We start from the raw sequence: 18,253 nt of genomic DNA, 5'->3' as shown, positions 1-18,253 counted from the left end.
AAAATAGATTGGGATATTTTTTCTTATTTTTAATTACCCAGCAATGGCCCAAAGGCACCGGCAATCTGGAAACCCGCGGGAGCCATAAGAATGATCATAATTGAAGGGAAGGTTAACAAAGCCATCGGGATAATCATTTTTACCGGGGCTTTGTGTGCCAATTCTTCGGCAAACTGACGACGCTTCATGCGCATCTGATCTGATTGAATGCGGAGTACTTTCGCAAGGCTTACACCAAGAATTTGACTCTGAATAACTGCTGCGACAAAACTCGTCAACTCGGGGAGACCGATGCGGTCTGCCATGTCGCGCAGTGACTCGCGCTGCGGCTTGCCCAATTGAACCTCACGAATGGCGCGCCCAAACATGATCGAAAGTTCATTTTCCCATTTCTCACTGACTTTTGACATGGCAGCATCAAAGCCCAAACCAGCTTCAACGCAAATCGTCAACAGATCAAGCGCATCTGGCATCGCCTTGCGCACTTCATTTTGGCGGCTGTTAATTTTGCTTTGAAGCCATAATTGGGGAAGAAAAATCCAAGTGCGGTAAAAATAATTACAGTGAGGAAAATTCTACCCACCGACCAGTTGTTGTCGGAAAAAATGGAAACAACAAGCAACAGTCCGCCAAAAAGACCCGCACCAACAAAACGTGTTGCCAAAAATGTTGAGGCATCAATCCGGCCTGGATTCCCAGCCAATTCCAACTTAAGTGTGGTTTCTTGTAAAAGTCTCTGCGGTGTAAAACGGGTTGAAATATCGCCCATCTTTTTAATAACAGGAATGACAACACGCTCCATAAAGGGCTGCTGCAACTCCGCTTCTTCAAGGGATACCGTCTCACCGCGCTGGGTTGCTTCTGCAAGGCGGGACATAACGGGATCAAATTCATCCTGCTGCCCTTGTTGTGAAAATCGCATCCCCACTACCACCAGGGCAACTGCGCCGCCTAAAATAACGACAGCAACAATAATCGCAATAATTGTTGAAATATTCATTTTATACCTCGATATCAGCAATACGCATCATGATGAAATAACTGGAGCCAATCAACCCGAGAACAACACAAATAATCACAGCTGTACAGATAGGGCCGCCTTGTGTAACAGACAATAAATATTCCGGATTAAGGAACCACAAAATAATCGTTAGGCCAAACGGAATCAAGGAAAGCACACTTCCGGATGTCCGGACCTGAGAGGTCAGCACTCTCACCTCTCCCTTAATACGCACCCGTTCACGGATGGTAAAGGAGATATTGTCTAAAATCTCAGCAAGATTACCACCAACCTCACGCTGAACATTAACCGCCGTGATCATAAAATCAAGATCTTCACTCGGAATACGACGAAGCAGGTTTTCAAGGGCGGTTTCCATTGGAATACCAATCTGCATCTCCTGCACAACACGCCTAAACTCGTCACTGATCGGTGGTGGAAGTTCCTTACTAATCGCCTCCATCGCCTGCATTGTCGAATACCCCGCACGCAAACCGTTGACCATCAAATTCAGCATATCTGATAATTGATCATTAAATTTTGCGAGCCGCTTTTTTTGTTGTGAAGACACATACATGCCGGGTGCAAAAGCACCTGCGAGTGCTCCAATGAGAGCAGAAATCGGGTGACGATTCCCGATAAACCAGGCCAAAAGTCCACCAAGTAATATGGCAACAATAATCAGAACAAAATATTCGCCAACCTTAAATTTTAAATCTGCCCGTGCCAGGCTTCGGGCAACCCGGTCGCCAAACGATGTTTTTTCAACTCGCTTGGATACCCAGTCAGTAATTACAGAGCGTTGGGCATCCCGTTCAAGACTCTGTTTATCGTCATCCAAATATTGACTTAGGCGCTGTTCAACAATCGCGCGCTCACTGTTTGAAGAAACAATAACGCCCACGATCAACAGGATGATTAAAATTATGCCGCCGATGATAATGATCCAAGAAGTCATGTTGATCCTTTTAAGTAGTCCATCGGAAAGAGTTTTACGAAACTGAATTCCCGATATTTTTTACCAACGAAAAATACAAGGCAAAAACACAGGAATAGCCGACAAATTACTTAAGCATTTTTAAGAAGTTCCTAATACCGACGACGTTCTCCAATGCCAAAAATCGAGGGGGGCAAATGAATGCCGGCCGCTTCAATTTTATCCATAAATTTTGGACGTAATCCGGTTGGGCGCGTTCGGCCAATAATGCGGCCTTCCTCAGTACCTGTTTGTTCAAAAACGAAAATATCGGTCATTGTGATCACATCGCCTTCCATGCCGCTTACTTCAGCTACGGTGATAACTTTACGAGTACCATCGCGCATACGTTCCTGTTGACAAATCACATCAACCGCACCTGCGATCTGTTCACGAATCGCCCGAACCGGAAGATCCATCCCCGCCATTAGACACATGGTTTCAATACGGGAGATCGCATCACGGGGGAGTATTGGCATGAGCTGTTGTCATCGAACCATCATGGCCGGTATTCATGGCTTGCAACATATCCAGGGTTTCACCGCCACGGCATTCGCCAACAATAATTCGTTCGGGACGCATACGAAGTGCATTCATTACCAGGTCGCGAATGGTAACTTCGCCACGGCCTTCAATATTCGGAGAGCGGAACTCCAGTGTTACAACATGTTCCTGGCGCAATTGCAACTCAGCCGCATTCTCAATCGTCAAAATGCGTTCATCAGATGGAATAAAACCGGAAAGCACGTTCAAAAGAGTGGTCTTCCCCGAACCTGTACCGCCGGAAATAATAATATTCAAACGAGCTTCCACGCAGGCTTTCAAAAATTGAACTGCTTCATTTGTAATCGAACCAAACTGAATTAATTGCTCAATAGAAATTGGATTTTTAGAAAACTTACGAATGGTCAACACAGGGCCAACCAAGGAAATCGGAGGAATCACTGCGTTTACACGGGACCCATCCTGCAAGCGCGCATCCACGTATGGACTGGATTCATCAATACGGCGTCCCAGCGGAGCAACAATGCGATCAATGATACGCATCACATGCTCGTTACTCTCAAATGTCACCGGAACCCGATGTAACTTACCCTTACGCTCAATGTAAATATTTTTAGGGCCATTTACCATAATTTCAGTAATCGTATCGTCTTCCAATAAAGTTTGCAACGGACCGAGCCCAAGTATTTCCGCTGCGATCTGTTCAAATAAACGCGCGCGCTCAGGACGAGACAAAACTATATTTTCTTCTGTAAGAATTTGCTCAAACAGATCCTGAATGGTCCGCCGGACCTCGTCGGTTTTGGAAACATCCATGGAAGGATCGATTTCAGCAAGCAGTTTATTCTGAACACGAGTCTTTAGATCAAAATAAGAACCAGCTTGAGGTGATGTAACTGGAGCGCTGACTCTCCTAGCCTGTAACGAAGAAAGGCGTGAATTGTCCCCTCCGCCAGACCCTGACTGCCCCTCACCTGGCTGTTTTGGCGCAGGTGCAGAGCCACCCTGTTGGGCACCCCCTTGACCTTGTTCAATGCGTCGAAGCAATGACATTTAAATTACTCCTTAACGTCTAACTAGTGGTTCATCTTTATCTTCCAAAGCGGCCAGCCGCGTCCTAACAGATTCGGCCAGAGACAAAATTCCTCTTCCCACTGGTTGAGATTTATTGTCCAACATAAATGGCACACCGCGATTCACTGCTGTAATCACGACTTTTTCATCAAGCGGTATGGTGGTAACGATTTCCTGTTTCAGGTTATCGCTTACCCGCTCCGGTGTAATGGCGATCCGTTTATCATAGCGATTCATTGTAAATATGATCCGCTCTTTGCCAATGCCCAATGTGTGCAACAGATCAAGAAACAAACGGGCGTTTTTAATGGAGGGGATTTCCTGAGTAGTGACCAACACAAGCACGTCACTAATATCAATGGTTGAAAGAATTACGTCAGATAAAATCGGCGATGTATCAATAACAACATACGCATACATTCGCTGTAAATACTGCAAAACCTTGGAAAACTGATCTGCATTAACTTTTTCAGCCATTTCAGGCCGCTGTGGAGCTGGAAGAATACGCATACCAGAAGCTTCATGCTTGATTAGTATTTCTTCAACAATATCCGGTTCCAGTTCATCAACGCGCGGCGCAAGTTCAAGAATTGTATTCTTCCCCTGCTCGTTGACAAAAACTGCGACATCACCAAATTGCAAATTTGCATCCACAAGCACAGTACGGGTATCTTCACTGTTCAAAGCCAAAGCAAGGTTAACTGCAATAGTTGTACACCCAGTCCCGCCTTTGGGACTGTACACAGTTACGATCTTTCCCTTTGAAATCGGTGTGAAGTTCGCCATCGCAGCCGATGACCCGGAAGCTGATGTGGCAACCAGACGTTGTTGAGCGCCTTTTGCTCTTTCGGCACGGGCCATCTCACCTGCGCGACGAACCGCAGAGATTAATTCATCTCCCATCGGGGGCTTGGTTAAAAAGTCACGTGCCCCTGCCAACATCGCCCGTCGCATATAGTTCTGATCATTCTGTACAGACAAAATAATAACTTGAATGTGCGGCTGTTTTTGCCTGATAATTTCCGTAGCTGTAATCCCGTCAATATCCGGCATATTGATGTCCATCAGAACGACATCAGGGTCTAACTCCTGCGCAAGTTGAATGCCTTCTTTTCCAGAACCGGCCGCACCAGCAACGTCTACATCAGACTCAAATTGCAAAAGTTTGCGAACGTTTTCACGCGTTTCTGCAATATCATCTACAATTAATACTCGAATTTTATCTGCACTCATGCTACATTACATCCAATCAAAATAAAATATACACCAATATGGTTCAACACAATTATTGAGCAGGCGGTTGTGGTGCGTTTAATAGCTCAAGGTTACCGAAGCTTATTGTGTATGGATCAAGAGAATATGGGAGTTTCGCTGGGACAGGAATATTATATTGGCTGAGTAAAAACTGCAGAGTCGACGCTTCTGTTGCCTGTCGAGCCTGATCACTTGGGTTTCTTAATGTCAGTGATAATTCAGCATCAGTCATAATTAAGTAGGAGAGTGTGATCGAATCCTGAGGTGAAACCAATAAGGTAACAATGTCTGGTCCCACAGGAGCCTGTGCCTGCTCACCCTCTACAGCCGGGGCAACCGCTACCGCAGGGGCAGACAGGTTCGTTGTTGGATCCAACGGGAAATCGCCAACCCGCATGACAACCACATCCTGTAATAACATCTGACACACCATTCTCGGGCGCTGGGTCTCGGAAGGAATCAAATAATAAGGCTGTTGAAGTGACGGATCAAGTTCCAAACGACCCTGACTGGAGCCGCTGGCAGCAACCCCAAGAGATAGCACCGGCAACCCCTCACCCGAAAACCCAGTACCCGTCAGAGTAGCTGTTTGATTTGGTAACGCAGATTGAAATGCAGGGTCAATATCCACAAACAGAAAACAGGCATTAATATTAACATGCGCCCCATTATTAACTGCATACCCCGCCAAAGCTAAACGATCAGCAGGTATTGAAACAGCAGTCATTCCAGAAGGAATTAATGATGCCCATTGCGGACGAGAGATGGGAACGGCGGCTGAACCGTCACTCACCATAGACTCTGTAATGACAACACCTTGATCAAGCGGATATTTCGCCACTTTACCGACCAACCCAGCCATCTCTTCACGTGTATACATCACGGTAATGACCTTATCCTGAGGGATTGTTATTGTAGCTAACAAATCCTCAGTAATCTTCCCTCCCTGTGAAACGGGCTGACCTGCAATAAACACCTCAACATAAAGCGGCTGTTCGGGTTCCGGGGTGACCACAAATTGACGAATAGCCACAAAACCCACCACTAAACCAATTATGATGATGAGAAGTACAAAAATTAGAGTTCTTCCACGGCGCATAACCTTCTCCTCTCTTCAAAATCTGTAATCAAATATTTTATAACACGTTCATTATACAAGAAAAATGGTAAAAACATAATTGCAACCACAGAAAATAAGTTCTAAAAGGATTGCAATAAATCATCCGATCATGTTTCTTTTGAAAAGCACTCCCTAATTTCAGTGTAAAACAGTGGGACTCCACCAAAATAGAGTCCCACTGTTTTACACTGACGGTAATTCATAAAAAACCGAACATATTTATTATACTTTTTTTGAAGTTAGGAAAGCAGAGTTTATGCACAAAAACAACCTGTCAATCCTGTTAAGTATTCCGCCGTGCCGGGCAGAAAAAGTATCAGGTTAAGCCTTGATCGGCACCGCAAAAGATATTCGGGCACCAGCTCCTGTTGCGCTGTCAATTTCAAAACTACCGCCTAACATTTCAGATCTTTCTCGAATTAACTTCAAGCCCAGGTTATTTGACTCTTTTAGAGTTTCAGTGTCAAACCCCTTGCCATTGTCGTCAACGCTGACTCTAATCATGTCGCTACCAAGGTCCACTTGAACTTTAATAATTGATGCCTGACTATGACGGGATGCATTGCCAAGTAGCTCTTGAACGGCTCGAAAAACCATAACTTCCAAATAAGATTCCAGCCGCCGTTCAGCCCCTGTGACCGTCAGGCTCACATCAAGGTTTGCCTGCTCTTTAAAAGCATCAGAATATTTTTTCAGGGTGGGAACCAGGCCCAGGTCATCCAGCATCATGGGACGTAATTCAAAAATAAAACTTCGCACCTTTTGAAAAGTGCCCATGGCGGAGGTTTTTAAATTCCCCAATTCTTCCTTTGCCTGTGCCGGATCAACATCCAAAAGACGCATGGCAATTTCTGTTTGCAGGATGAAATTGGAGAGAGCCTGAGCGGGACCGTCATGCATATGACGGGACAAACGTTGTCGTTCCGCCTCCTGCGCGTTAACGATCATCTCAATACCGGCCATCTGATTTTTCAAATTTGAAGCGTTTGCAGAAGAACTTGCTGCTTCTCCAATGCCAGACACTGTTTTTTCTAAAATCGTTTTGTATTTCTCAAGATGACTTTTATCATTTTGAAGTTTTTCCAACTGTCCGCGCATTACAAAAAGCCTCTGCTGAACATCCAGCGCAGAGTCGTAGGCCATTTTAATTTCTTCAGCGGTGGCACCCTGCTTTTGCACCTGCTGAAGATGGGTGGTGATCGCAGTGTTGCGCTGTGTAATTTTGGAAAGCTCGCCCTGACTTTGCTCAATCATTAAAGTCACTTCTCTTAAGGAGCGTTGTGTCTCTTCCAATTCAGACTGGTAATCCTTAGAATTACTGTTAGCCATTCATTTACTCCTGAGATCGAATATCCATATCTTTAAGGGTGACCCAGCCTCGCTTCAATGCAAAAACAACCGCCTGAGTTCGATCTTCCACGCCGAATTTTCGCAAAATAGCAGTAACATGATTTTTTACAGTCTGGTGGCTAATACCCAGCAGGTTGGCAATTTCTTTATTGCTCATCCCGCGTACCACACACGCAAGCACTTCCATTTCACGGTCAGACAGCGGATGAAATGGAGTTCCAGGCTCACTATAGGAACGGCGTGCGCCTTCCATTCTATCTTCCACCCATAGATCCAATTCGCGGCGGGTAAACACATTATTCGCAAATACAAACTTGCCTTCTGCAACTTCACGAATAATACGTGACAGGCTTTGCGGTTCAATATCTTTTGAACAATAGCCATGCGCGCCTGCAAGCGCAGCATGAACAGCCTGCTCAATGTCATCGTAACCAGTCATCAGGATGATGCGAGTGGGCAATCGATCCTGGGAGACCTGATGCGTAATCTGCTGGCCGTTCATGCCTGGAAGGTTTACGTCCAATACGGCGATGGTCGGCTTTTTGGTGCGAATCATTTCAAGCGCATCATCTCCAGTTGCAGATTGGGCAATAATACGCATGTCAGGTTCCAAACGATAGGGCATCTACAACGCCTTGTCGAAACAGAGGGTGATCATCAACAATTAATAAGGTAATTTGATTCATCCCAAACCCATTCTCTCTTTAATATATCTGGTTTATTGAAACATTTCTATTTTAACCCATTAAGGTGTTTTCCACAGATAGACAACCATGTTCTTCTGATCAAACGCCAAAGTAATAGCACTATTTGTCACAAAGACGGTTTCCGCGTTGCCCGTCATTAGTGGATAAAACTCAGGAAAGGCAATTAAGTAATCTGCGCCGTTTTGATCAAGATAATTGGCTAACTGTGGTTCATCGCGAATAAAAGGAATCACATCCGGCGATATCAATCCGGCGAGATCAATTAGATTGTGATAATCAAAATATCCTAATGCGCCAATATCATGGGCTGCAATTAACGCATCCGGTGGCAAGTTAGCAGCAACCCACTTTGCTATGACAACCATTTCACTTTCTATTACAGCAACATCGTTTGCATAGGACTGTGCGCCGAGAAATATAAACGCAGCGATGAGCATAACACTGCTTGAGCGCCAGATCGTTTGCCCGATCCAATGAAAGCGGTCAAATAATTTTCCTTTATCGAATTCGGCGAAGGCCAGCAAGCCAAACAGGAAAAAGATCGGCATGGCGGGCATGATGTAACGTCCATGCTGATAGACGGGGAGGCGGGAAATATAAAGGGAGAGATATCCGGCGCACCAAATGATGGCAGCAAGACTCCCCCACAGTTTCTCTCTAATGGACTTAATCAGCCAGCCGATCACGCCGGGAATTAATACAAGGCTTGGGCCGACCAGCAATTGCAGAAACATCTGACCGAGCCGCGTGAAGATCGGTATGGTCTGCCAGGAAGCGTATTCAGCCTGCTTGGCATAAAAAGTATTCGGCATGGGTGTGCCGCCGATGGCGAGATTAAATAACAGATAGGGAACAAATAGGGAACCGAAGCCGATCAGGTAGCGCGTGATCGCAGTAAGGCGTGAGTGTGTATCCTTTTGAGTAAACAGAATCGTCATCAAGACGGGACCGAGCAGAGTCAAACCGTCGGGGCGCACCCAGGCCGCTAGACCGGTGAGCAGGCCGAGGGTTAAGTAGCGATGCGTGTTCGTCATCAACAAAACAAGAACGGTGGTGACAATTAATCCGTGAAGTAAAGTTTCCATGCCAGACATGGCGGCCCATGCCATGTGCCATTCGAAGGCAAAGAAAAATCCGATCCACGGGAAGCGTGGACGATAGGAATGTATAAGTTCACGAACAGCCCACTCGCTGACAACGGCCAACGCAAAGAGTGAAACGATACCGAGAAAGAATGTCCAGATGTAGGGTGAGAGGCGAAGAAGAAAGCCGAGGGCGAGCAGCGCCGACCAAAGCGGAGCAGTGGAACCAGCTGAGGGAATGCCGGGGCGAAAGGCCCATTCGCCGCGCAGTGCAAGGTTGCGCGCATAGGTTTGATGGATCCATGAGTCGTCGAGAGGAAACCCAATACTGTATGTGATCCAGCTTGTTATTAAATAAATCACCGCGATTAATACAACCGCGCCCGCAATGATGAAAACGTCGCGGGACGAAATTTTATTCAATTTCAAGTTTATAGATTTGCGTGCCATCGAGTTCACCTAAATAAATAAATTTATCATGGCCTTCAGGGTTTTGAAATAAATCTTGAATCGGAGCAAGTACGCCGGCAGGCTCAAGCACAAGATACCCGGCATCAAATTGATTGGCAGCTGCAAGAATAGGTTCCTCGCCTCCATATGGAATTGAAATTGCCGAGCGCCCTGTTGCGAGATAATAACCGGGCGCGTTGCGGACAATGACAATATCTGTGTCTTTCATTCCGTTATCGAGCAGGAATTGCTCCACAACGGGATAATTTGCATCTTCGCCTTCGCCCCACCCCAAAGTGAAAATGCGGAGATAGACGACATACACAGTAAGCATTATGGCGACCATAACCAGTGCGCTTCGGAATATAGGCCGGTTCTGGTCGTTGCCAATTCCACGTTTTCTCAGGGACAGGAGAATCTCCTCAAGACCTAAAGGCGCGAGCGCCCACCACATAGGTTGAAGCGCGGCACCAGCATGGAAGAACGCTCCGCGTGCGCCGGCAAAAGGAAAAGCAAAGGTCATAACAAAAAAAAGAATCAACCATGCGATGCCGGCCAGCCTGACACGTTCATCTTTACGATAATAAATGATTCCGGCGATGATGAACGGAAATAATATGATTCCGCCATGCGCAGCGAATCCGCTTTGCAGATTGTTGCTCAATGCCCACATACGGTCGGCGATGATGTGGTCCCAGCCGAGGGCGAGGAAGGATTCTTTTGTGGGCACTGTGGGCGGATACACAAAGGTCTGGTCGTAATTTGCGAGCCACAAAGCGCGACTTCCCCCAGGAGCCATGAGACTTCCATATACGCTCAAATTACGTGCATACCACGGCGCCATGATGAGGAGAAAACCAAGGGAAACGAAGAATGCAGAATGTAGAATGCGAGATGAAAAACGCGGAAGACGCCAAAGCACAAAGAGAAAAGTAAGCGCGAGCCAGAGCAGACCGTCACTGCGGGAGAGAGTCATCAGGCCGGCGAGCAGTCCCAGCAAAAACCAATTGCGGATGCGAGTCGGGTCTTCGATCAGTTGTGTAGCAACGAGAAAATATAATCCGCCAAAAAGCATGAAGAGACTGAAGTTGTCTGTCACGCCGACGAAGGGCGCATTGTAAACCGAGAAAATAGCCAACACACCGGAGGCAATGGCGAGATCCTTCCGTTTGGAAATGTGAAGCCAGGGCGGCAGTCAACGGCGGGATGAGCGCTGCGATAAGCAAAAAGAATAATCTGGCTGACGCATACGTGGTTTGACCCGTGACCCACATTCCCAGCGCAGATATTATGGAAGAAAGAGGCATCCAATAGCTGTGAGATGGATGCGGAAGTGAGGTGGTTCCATCCAGAAAATTCCACAGGTAGGGCTCTGTGAAGCCTTTGCCATTTACAAGCTGAATACCGCCTGCAAAATAATAATCAGAATCAAGATAACCGGGGATGTGCTGAAATTGCGCGATAAACACGGTAACAGCAAGGCCAAAGAGAAAGAGGAAGAAGTAGTTGCGGAAGGTCATGGGTGGATGAGGGTCCTTCGACTACGCTCAGGATGTACACGGCTTCGCTAAGAATATATATAGAATTATAGGCGGCTGGCGAAATCGCTCAAGATGCGCGGCGGACGAATCGCCCACCAACGAATCCAGTATAAGCCAATGAGGGTGGAAATTGGAAGAAAGAGGAAAATGATCTCTGCCCCAAAACGGCTGACAGAAAAAGATACAGAGCCCATGGGAGAGCGAAGATAACAAACATAAGCAGGATAATTAATCCATTGCCGAAACGCTGCCAGCGGTCGTGGATAATAGCAAAGATCAGAGCAAGCGGAATAATAAGAACGGAAAGATGTTCCACTTCGGTGCGGAAGCCAAGTAAGGGTGCAGCGGCCAGTGAGAGACAGGCTGTCCAGTAGAAGCGACGGTTGTCTCCACTGCGAGCCAGACTCCACTCGTAGCCAAGAGTAATGACGAGCGTGCCAGTGAATATCCATGCAAGAATTGCGCCTTGCGCAGGCCAGAGATGAGCAAAGATGGTGTGGATGTTATATCCAAAATCAGCCCGCAGATTATTGACTGTGGCACGCGCAAACGGGACGATCCAACTGGGGTACGTAAGAAATGAAATAAAGAACAGGATGAAACTCAACATGAAAAATCCCGCAAAGACTCGCGTGCGCTTTTCGTAATATACGCGCAGAAAAACAAGAACTAAAAATGGCAGTCCCACCTCCCAATAGTAAAAAGACAATGCCATCAATGCGCCTGTTAATTCATCCAGTTCTTCGCGGTAGGTGAAGAGAATACCGATGTACAACAACCCGAGGATCAAAACAGGGTTGGCTTCGTAGATGGCTTGAAATGTATAGAAGTTAAATACTGCGAAGAATATAAACAGGACGGTGAAAATACGCGGGGCTTCCCACTCTGTTAATCGCAAGCTGAGAATGGCAAGCGCGAACAATGCCAATTCCAAGATCAAGGTAAATATCGCCCGGGCAATTTTCGGGTCGGAAAGAAACGAGAAAAGGTAGTAGAAAGGAAGAATCTGAAAAGGCGTATCCAGTATGTAAGGCTCATTCCCTGCTTTCGCGGCGCTTTCATAAACTATTTTTTGAACACGAGCCGGGACTTCGCCGCCATAGGGGTCAATTTTGTCAAAAAGAAATGCGCGCCCCCCCACCCAGTGGACGTAAAAATCACCTCCGCCTTTCAGTGTGAGGTTTGCAAAAACAAGCGCAACACAGACGCCGATAAAAACAACAATGACCAGCGCGATAAACTGATAATCGCGAGGTGTTAATGATTTTTGCGGAGGTTGAAACGTGGTTCTCAATTTATTTGATCAAATATCGAAAGATGGGACGTGCCGGCGAGTTACGTGCAACCTCTTCAAAACCAGCTTGTTTAAATGCAGATGCTGTGCCTGTAAAAACAAAGGGAGGTGGCTCCTCTTTTTTAACATCCACAGGGTAGCCTTCCACAATTTTACCGCCTTGCTCTTTTACATAGTTTGCCGCGGCTTTTAGCAACTCAACTGCAATCCCTTTATGGCGATGTTTTTTCTCAACGAAGAAACAGGTGATCGACCATACTTCCTGATCGTCCACGGGTTTGAGGGTGCGCGAATGCGCCAGCCTGGAATAGGCACTGCGCGGCTCAATGGCAACCCAGCCCACGGGATAGCCTTCTGAGTAAGCCAACAGACCGGGGACGGTTTTTGAATCTACAACCGACTTTTGCATCTGACGCGCAGTATCGCCTTTGCTCTCGTCGTATTCCCTGCCGCGCAATTTCCAAAACATGCACCAACAGCCGCCGCACGCGCCATGCCTGCCAAACAACAACTCAAAATCATGCCATAGTTTTTGCGTAAGCGGATGAAATGACAGATCCAATTCTTCGATCAAATCTACTGTTTCAGACATAAAAATTATCTTCCCTCGACAAGATGTTCATGGTCAACTGAATTCCATTCCTTGAACTGTGAAAGCACAACAGCAACAAAGATCAACACACAGCCAAAGATTTGAATGGCAACCAATGTTTCATTTAATAATAACCAGCCGGACAATACAGCAAAAACAGATTCAAGACTCAGAATCAATGCTGCGTCGGCGGGCGGTGTATGGCGCTGCGCCCAAACTTGAAGCGTGTAGCACAGGCCAAGCGAGAAAAGCGCTGTATATGCAATTGCAAAGAGCAAAGGCCAGCTAAATTCAAGTGATGTTTCAACGAAGGCGCCCAACCCAAAATTCAAAATGGCACACACGAAGAGTTGTCCCACTGAAAATGACAAGGCTTCAAATTTGGATGCGTACTTGCCCAGCACAATAACATGGATCGTCCAGAACAATGCGCCAATCAACTCAAGCGCGTCTCCGGGCTTGACCTCGAACCTGCCGCCTGTTGATAGGAGAAATGCCCCCGCCCCGGCCAAAACCACTGCCACAATTGACATCCAATGCGGTTTCTCACGCCAGCCAAAGAATAAAGCAAAAGGCACCAGGACTACATATAAACTGGTGATGAAGCCCGCATTGCCGGCCGTGGTATATACCATGCCAGCCTGCTGAAGCGCACTGCCAAGAAAAAGCAGAAAACCGGCGATAAACATCCACTTGTATTGGTTGCGGGATATTTTCTGAGGTGCTGCCGGATTTCGAATGGCACGAATTGCCAGCGGCAAAACCACCAGTGCGGCCAGAAGATACCGCGCACCATTAAACAGGTACACACTTCCCAGTTGACCTGCGACTCGCTGTGCAACAAAAGCCGAGCCCCAAATGACAGAAACGATGAGGAGGGTAAGGTCTGCTTTAAGACGCATAGTGGGGAAAGGATGAAGGAGGAAGGATGAAGGATGAAGAGTTCAATGTGTAAAACAATGGATGGGTGTATTTTATAGTCATAGTTTTCTGTTTTCTAGGAAGATCGACGTTTACTCCAAAGGGAATGAATGCGGAATTTTGAGATGATACAATTGTCCAATCTTACCCGACTTGCATACCTGTTTTCTTGTTTACTTATATATTTAGCCCGATAATCATAGCACAGGATTTATATGTATAACCTTGAGCAGATAGAAACAGAAAAAGAAGAACTACGTCAGGCTGTTTTAAACGCCCGCGCCTATAAACCCATCTATGTAAAAATTAAAATTAACTACGGCTGCAACCTCAAATGCCAGATGTGCAAGCACTGGCGTGAGACCCGCGAGTCACCGATTCCCATGGAACGCTTCAAAGAGACGATTACCGACCTCGCGGAACTTGGCTGCAAGAAGATCCATTTTTCGGGCGGCGAGCCGATGCTTCGTCCGCAACTGCCTGAGCTGGTGGCGCACGCCACATCACTTGGGATGCGCGTTACCCTCACCACAAACGGCACATTGATAGACAAGGAAAAAGCAAAAGCGTTAATCGAAGCTGGCTTGCGCGGAGTAAACGTTTCCATTGACTCACCCATCAAAAAGATCCACGAGAAAGTGCGCGGCGTGGAAGGTTCCTTTAAACTCACCACCAAAGCTGTAGAGTTGTTTCATAAATATTCTCACAAAGGCAAGCTGACAGTCCGCATTAATACGGTGGTCAGCCGCGAAAATTATTTCAGCCTCGCTACGCTGCCCGAACTGGCGCATCAACTCGGCGCAGACGGAATTAACTTAATCCCAGTGGACGACCATTGCGGTGAACATTTATCCATGCGCAAAAAAGATATTGCCTTATTCAATGAAGAGATCGCCCCCTATATTGAAAAACGCGCGCAAGAGTTGAGCATAAATATCGCAGATGAAGATGCATTCCCCTTTGGCAGAGACGAGAACGAGGTCCGCCTGGGACGCGCGGGCCGGTATGCATTCGGTTACTATAGCAAACATCCCTGCTTCGCCCCGTGGACTCACAGCCTGATCGATTTCAATGGTCTTGTATATGTCTGCTGTATGACCCGCGAACAAATTCCCCCGCTGGGCGATATTCGTAAACAATCGTTTAAAGAAATCTGGGAAGGCGCGGCCTATCAAGCTGTGCGCCTGAAAATGCACCCGCCTTCACTGAAACCCTGTCAACGCTGCGATGATTTTATTGTGGAAAATAAAAAGATTTGGGAGACGATCGGGCCGTATTAACATTTTAAAACACAAAGGACGTCGAGCTTGCCGCGTAAAAGCCTGAAGCAAGCAACCTGACTCTAAATTTAACTCAAATCTGAAAACATATTGCCGCTATCCTCATCATTATCGTTATATCTGCTGGTGCGGCCAAAAGTATCCATATCCATTGGCGTGAACAATGCGGCAGCAATCGGTAAAGCAACAGGCATATCCAATCCCTGCTGACAGGCCAGACACACACGACCTTCTTTTGTAGCATTGGTATGCTCATCGCAAAACCCACGTCCGCATTTAACACAGGCACCCAACGAAGGATTTTCGCAGCGGTGCGGAACCAGATAACCAATAATCATTTCACATTTTTCTGCCATTGAGACACCTCATGAAAATTGCGTTGCTTTCGGAAAAGTATACACCAGACATCGGCGGCCTTGCAATCTCAGCAGGACGTTTGGGTCATCTGCTTGCATCTGCTGGACATGAAGTCCGCGTCTTTGCCCCGACCGTAAACCTGCTCCCCTCCGAAAAGCAGACTCTCCCTTCGGGCGCAGTCAGCGTCACTCGCTTTGGCGCACATAAACGCGTAGACGACACACTGGTCGACTGGTTCGAGTTGATCGTTGAAGAACACAAGCGCGAGCCATTTGATCTGATCCACGCATACTTTCTTCCACAAGCCGGATTCGTTGCCGCGTATGCTGGAAAATATTTAAACATCCCAAGCGTGGTTTCCATCCGCGGTAATGACATTGAACGCGCAGCTTTTGATCCGTCCAAATTTTCGCACGTGATGTATGCGCTGCAAAACGCAAGCGCGGTCACAACGAACGCGAGTGAACTGGCGAAGAAGGCAAAAGCATTTATAGATAGAGAAGTGAATTTAATTCCGAATGGGGTTGATATTGAGTTGTTTAAGCCAATGGAGAGAAACTCAGGATTGTCCGAGGTATTGGGATTGGATGAAGGAAAGAAGAAAGAAGAAAGAAGAATGGTAATTGGTTTTGCTGGGGAGTTGAGAGAAAAAAAGGGACTGGAAACTCTCCTTCGTGCCTACGCGCAGGTGAACAAAAACAGCCTGTTGCTCTATTAATTGTCGGTGAAGTGCGTGCTGGCGAAGATAAAAAAACATTCGATGAATTACAAGCCTCCATCCCTGATTCTCAGATCATCGTCACCGGCATTGTGGCACACAAAGACCTGCCCGCCTACTATGCGCTGATGGATGTATTTGTCCACCCTTCTTTGCGTGATGGAATGCCGAATGCAATATTGGAAGCCATGGCCTGCGAAAAAGCCGTCATCGCTACGCCTGTGGGCGGTGCAATCGATGTGATCGAAGATGGAAAAAATGGCCGATTCGTTCCTCTCAACGACGCAGACAAATTAGCCGAAACAATTCTTCAGTTGCTGAGTCAGCCTGAGAATCGCCAGACTATGTCAAAGTCCGCGAGAGATGCGGTTCTTCGTCAATTCACTCTTGAAAAAGAGTTGCAAGCGAATCTAAAAATATATCAAAGTCTGGGAGCGGAAAAATGAAAACTCGAATCGAACATGATTTGCTCGGCGAACGCGAAGTGCCAGTGACCGCTTATTACGGCGTACACACGCTGCGCGCGTTGGAAAATTTTCCGATCAGTGGGATTCCGATCAGCACGTATCCGAACATGGTGCGTGCATTGGCATGTGTAAAACAAGCCTGCGCACAAGCCAATCAAGAATTGGGACTGCTCGATAAAGAACAGTCTGATGCGATCATAAAAGCCTGCGAAGAAATACGCGAAGGAAAATTACACGATCAATTTGTAGTGGATGTAATTCAAGGCGGTGCAGGGACTTCGACCAACATGAATGCGAATGAAGTCGTTGCCAATCGCGCATTGGAAATTATGGAATATGAATTTGGCGAGTACAAACATTTACATCCACTTGAACATGTGAATTTAAGTCAAAGCACCAATGATGTGTATCCGACGGCGATCAAGGTGGCGCTGCATTTTGAAATTGATCTGCTGATCGAAGCGATGGAAATTTTAAAAATTGCATTTGCAGATAAAGCGGCTGAGTTCAAAGACATCTTGAAAATGGGACGTACCCAATTACAGGATGCCGTGCCGATGACGCTGGGACAGGAATTTAGTACCTATGCGGTGATGCTTGATGAAGATCAACAACGTTTGCGCGAAGCGGCTTTATTAATTTGTGAGATTAATCTTGGCGCCACAGCAATCGGCACAGGCATTAATGCCCATCCCGAATATGCAGCGCTGGCTCGCAAACACTTGAGTGAGGTTACAGGCATTCCATATATCACCGCTGGAAATCTTGTAGAAGCAACACAGGATGTCGGCTCCTTTGTACAGGTTTCTGGAGTTTTGAAACGAGTGGCGGTCAAACTCTCGAAGATCTGCAACGATCTGCGCCTCCTTTCTTCTGGACCTCGAACCGGGTTCGGCGAAATTAATCTTCCCGCCGCTCAGGCAGGCTCGAGCATTATGCCGGGAAAAGTAAATCCTGTTATTCCAGAAGTTGTAAATCAAATTGCATTCCTGGTGATCGGCAACGACGTGACCGTTTCCTTCGCAGCAGAAGCCGGACAACTCCAACTAAATGCATTTGAACCGATCATCGCGCATAGTTTATTCGACAGCATTATCTATCTACGTCAGGGATGTTTGACTCTGGCCGAGCGCTGCGTAAAAGGAATCACCGCCAACCGCAATCATTTGACTGAGTTATTAAATCGCTCGATTGGGATTGTGACTGCACTTAATCCGATCATCGGCTACGAAAACTCAACCGAGGTTGCAAAAGAGGCCTACGCCACAGGCAAAGGCGTGGCGGAGATCGTCCTCGCTCGCGGACTCTTGACCAAAGAACAACTGGATGAAGTTCTACGCCCCGAAAATTTAACACAACCCGGTTGGTTTTAAGAAGAAGATTGCAAAGGTAGTGAAAAATCAGAGTGAACAAACCGAAGTGAAAGTAAAAGAAGATAATCTGCCGCCGTCTGTAGAAAAAGACAAAGGAGAATTATGACCACACGTTTTGATTCGAGCAAAACCGTAAAATCTGAACCTGAAGGAAAGGTTAATTCCTCCATTACAGTACATCGCTTCAGATGAA

Annotated in this window: 17 protein-coding genes and 1 pseudogene; 4 read left to right on the top strand and 14 right to left on the bottom strand. The window is 46.7% G+C overall.

Going from position 1 to position 18,253, the window contains the following annotated elements; genetic code table 11:
- Positions 1 to 29 precede the first annotated feature (29 nt).
- The 13 genes and pseudogenes from IPL71_RS15090 to IPL71_RS15030 all read right to left on the bottom strand — a co-directional run bounded on the left by IPL71_RS15090 (position 30) and on the right by IPL71_RS15030 (position 13,846).
- Positions 30 to 473 (bottom strand): type II secretion system F family protein, encoded by a 444-nt coding sequence (locus IPL71_RS15090; RefSeq protein WP_345322995.1) that lies wholly within the window; start codon positions 471 to 473, stop codon positions 30 to 32.
- The gene (locus IPL71_RS15085; RefSeq protein ID WP_345322993.1) at positions 449 to 1,000 is read right to left on the bottom strand and encodes a hypothetical protein; all 552 of its coding nucleotides are present in this window, start codon (positions 998 to 1,000) and stop codon (positions 449 to 451) included. The genes IPL71_RS15090 and IPL71_RS15085 overlap by 25 nt, the downstream gene beginning before the upstream one ends.
- Position 1,001: 1 nt before the next feature.
- Positions 1,002 to 1,958 (bottom strand): type II secretion system F family protein, encoded by a 957-nt coding sequence (locus IPL71_RS15080; RefSeq protein WP_345322991.1) that lies wholly within the window; start codon positions 1,956 to 1,958, stop codon positions 1,002 to 1,004.
- Positions 1,959 to 2,089: 131 nt separating this feature from the next.
- Positions 2,090 to 3,533, bottom strand: a pseudogene (locus IPL71_RS15075) (TadA family conjugal transfer-associated ATPase).
- 12 nt (positions 3,534 to 3,545) lie between these two features.
- The gene (locus IPL71_RS15070; protein WP_345322989.1) at positions 3,546 to 4,787 is read right to left on the bottom strand and encodes a CpaE/TadZ family protein; all 1,242 of its coding nucleotides are present in this window, start codon (positions 4,785 to 4,787) and stop codon (positions 3,546 to 3,548) included.
- 52 nt (positions 4,788 to 4,839) lie between these two features.
- Positions 4,840 to 5,907 (bottom strand): SAF domain-containing protein, encoded by a 1,068-nt coding sequence (locus IPL71_RS15065; protein WP_345322987.1) that lies wholly within the window; start codon positions 5,905 to 5,907, stop codon positions 4,840 to 4,842.
- Positions 5,908 to 6,249: 342 nt separating this feature from the next.
- The gene (locus IPL71_RS15060; RefSeq protein ID WP_345322985.1) at positions 6,250 to 7,257 is read right to left on the bottom strand and encodes a sensor histidine kinase; all 1,008 of its coding nucleotides are present in this window, start codon (positions 7,255 to 7,257) and stop codon (positions 6,250 to 6,252) included.
- Positions 7,258 to 7,261: 4 nt separating this feature from the next.
- Positions 7,262 to 7,903 (bottom strand): LuxR C-terminal-related transcriptional regulator, encoded by a 642-nt coding sequence (locus tag IPL71_RS15055; RefSeq protein ID WP_345322983.1) that lies wholly within the window; start codon positions 7,901 to 7,903, stop codon positions 7,262 to 7,264.
- A 120-nt stretch (positions 7,904 to 8,023) separates the two neighbouring features.
- Positions 8,024 to 9,517, bottom strand: a complete 1,494-nt coding sequence (locus IPL71_RS15050; RefSeq protein WP_345322981.1) for a DUF8728 domain-containing protein — start codon at positions 9,515 to 9,517, stop codon at positions 8,024 to 8,026.
- Positions 9,483 to 10,655, bottom strand: coding sequence for a hypothetical protein (locus IPL71_RS15045; RefSeq protein WP_345322979.1), 1,173 nt, complete (start codon positions 10,653 to 10,655; stop codon positions 9,483 to 9,485). The genes IPL71_RS15050 and IPL71_RS15045 overlap by 35 nt, the downstream gene beginning before the upstream one ends.
- A 470-nt stretch (positions 10,656 to 11,125) precedes the next feature.
- Positions 11,126 to 12,352, bottom strand: a complete 1,227-nt coding sequence (locus tag IPL71_RS15040) for a hypothetical protein (protein WP_345322977.1) — start codon at positions 12,350 to 12,352, stop codon at positions 11,126 to 11,128.
- A 1-nt stretch (position 12,353) separates the two neighbouring features.
- Positions 12,354 to 12,944 (bottom strand): GNAT family N-acetyltransferase, encoded by a 591-nt coding sequence (locus tag IPL71_RS15035; protein WP_345322975.1) that lies wholly within the window; start codon positions 12,942 to 12,944, stop codon positions 12,354 to 12,356.
- Between the two features lie 5 nt (positions 12,945 to 12,949).
- A complete protein-coding gene (locus IPL71_RS15030; RefSeq protein WP_345322973.1) occupies positions 12,950 to 13,846 on the bottom strand; it encodes a DMT family transporter in 897 nt (298 codons plus the stop codon).
- Between the two features lie 234 nt (positions 13,847 to 14,080).
- Here IPL71_RS15030 and IPL71_RS15025 point away from each other — a divergent pair, with 234 nt between their 5' ends.
- Positions 14,081 to 15,145 (top strand): radical SAM/SPASM domain-containing protein, encoded by a 1,065-nt coding sequence (locus tag IPL71_RS15025; protein WP_345322971.1) that lies wholly within the window; start codon positions 14,081 to 14,083, stop codon positions 15,143 to 15,145.
- A gap of 68 nt (positions 15,146 to 15,213) precedes the next feature.
- Here IPL71_RS15025 and IPL71_RS15020 read toward each other — a convergent pair whose 3' ends face one another.
- Positions 15,214 to 15,501, bottom strand: a complete 288-nt coding sequence (locus tag IPL71_RS15020) for a hypothetical protein (RefSeq protein ID WP_345322969.1) — start codon at positions 15,499 to 15,501, stop codon at positions 15,214 to 15,216.
- Positions 15,502 to 15,512: 11 nt separating this feature from the next.
- Between IPL71_RS15020 and IPL71_RS15015 the strand changes: the two genes are divergently transcribed.
- The 3 genes from IPL71_RS15015 to aspA are packed head-to-tail and all read left to right on the top strand — an operon-like array spanning position 15,513 to position 18,060.
- The gene (locus IPL71_RS15015) at positions 15,513 to 16,220 is read left to right on the top strand and encodes a glycosyltransferase (protein ID WP_345322967.1); all 708 of its coding nucleotides are present in this window, start codon (positions 15,513 to 15,515) and stop codon (positions 16,218 to 16,220) included.
- A gap of 11 nt (positions 16,221 to 16,231) precedes the next feature.
- Positions 16,232 to 16,666 carry a glycosyltransferase family 4 protein gene (locus IPL71_RS15010; protein WP_345322965.1) on the top strand — a complete coding sequence of 145 codons (435 nt, stop codon included), beginning with the start codon at positions 16,232 to 16,234 and terminating at the stop codon, positions 16,664 to 16,666.
- Entirely contained in the window at positions 16,663 to 18,060 is a 1,398-nt protein-coding gene (aspA, locus tag IPL71_RS15005) for an aspartate ammonia-lyase (protein WP_345322963.1), read from the top strand. The genes IPL71_RS15010 and aspA overlap by 4 nt, the downstream gene beginning before the upstream one ends.
- Positions 18,061 to 18,253: the final 193 nt, after the last annotated feature.

Source organism: Candidatus Villigracilis proximus, from assembly GCF_016717045.1.
In the GTDB taxonomy this organism is placed as follows: Bacteria; Chloroflexota; Anaerolineae; order Anaerolineales; family Villigracilaceae; genus Villigracilis; species Villigracilis proximus.
The sequence above is the reverse complement of the archived record's forward strand: the minus strand, read 5'-3'. Positions and strand labels throughout refer to the sequence as shown.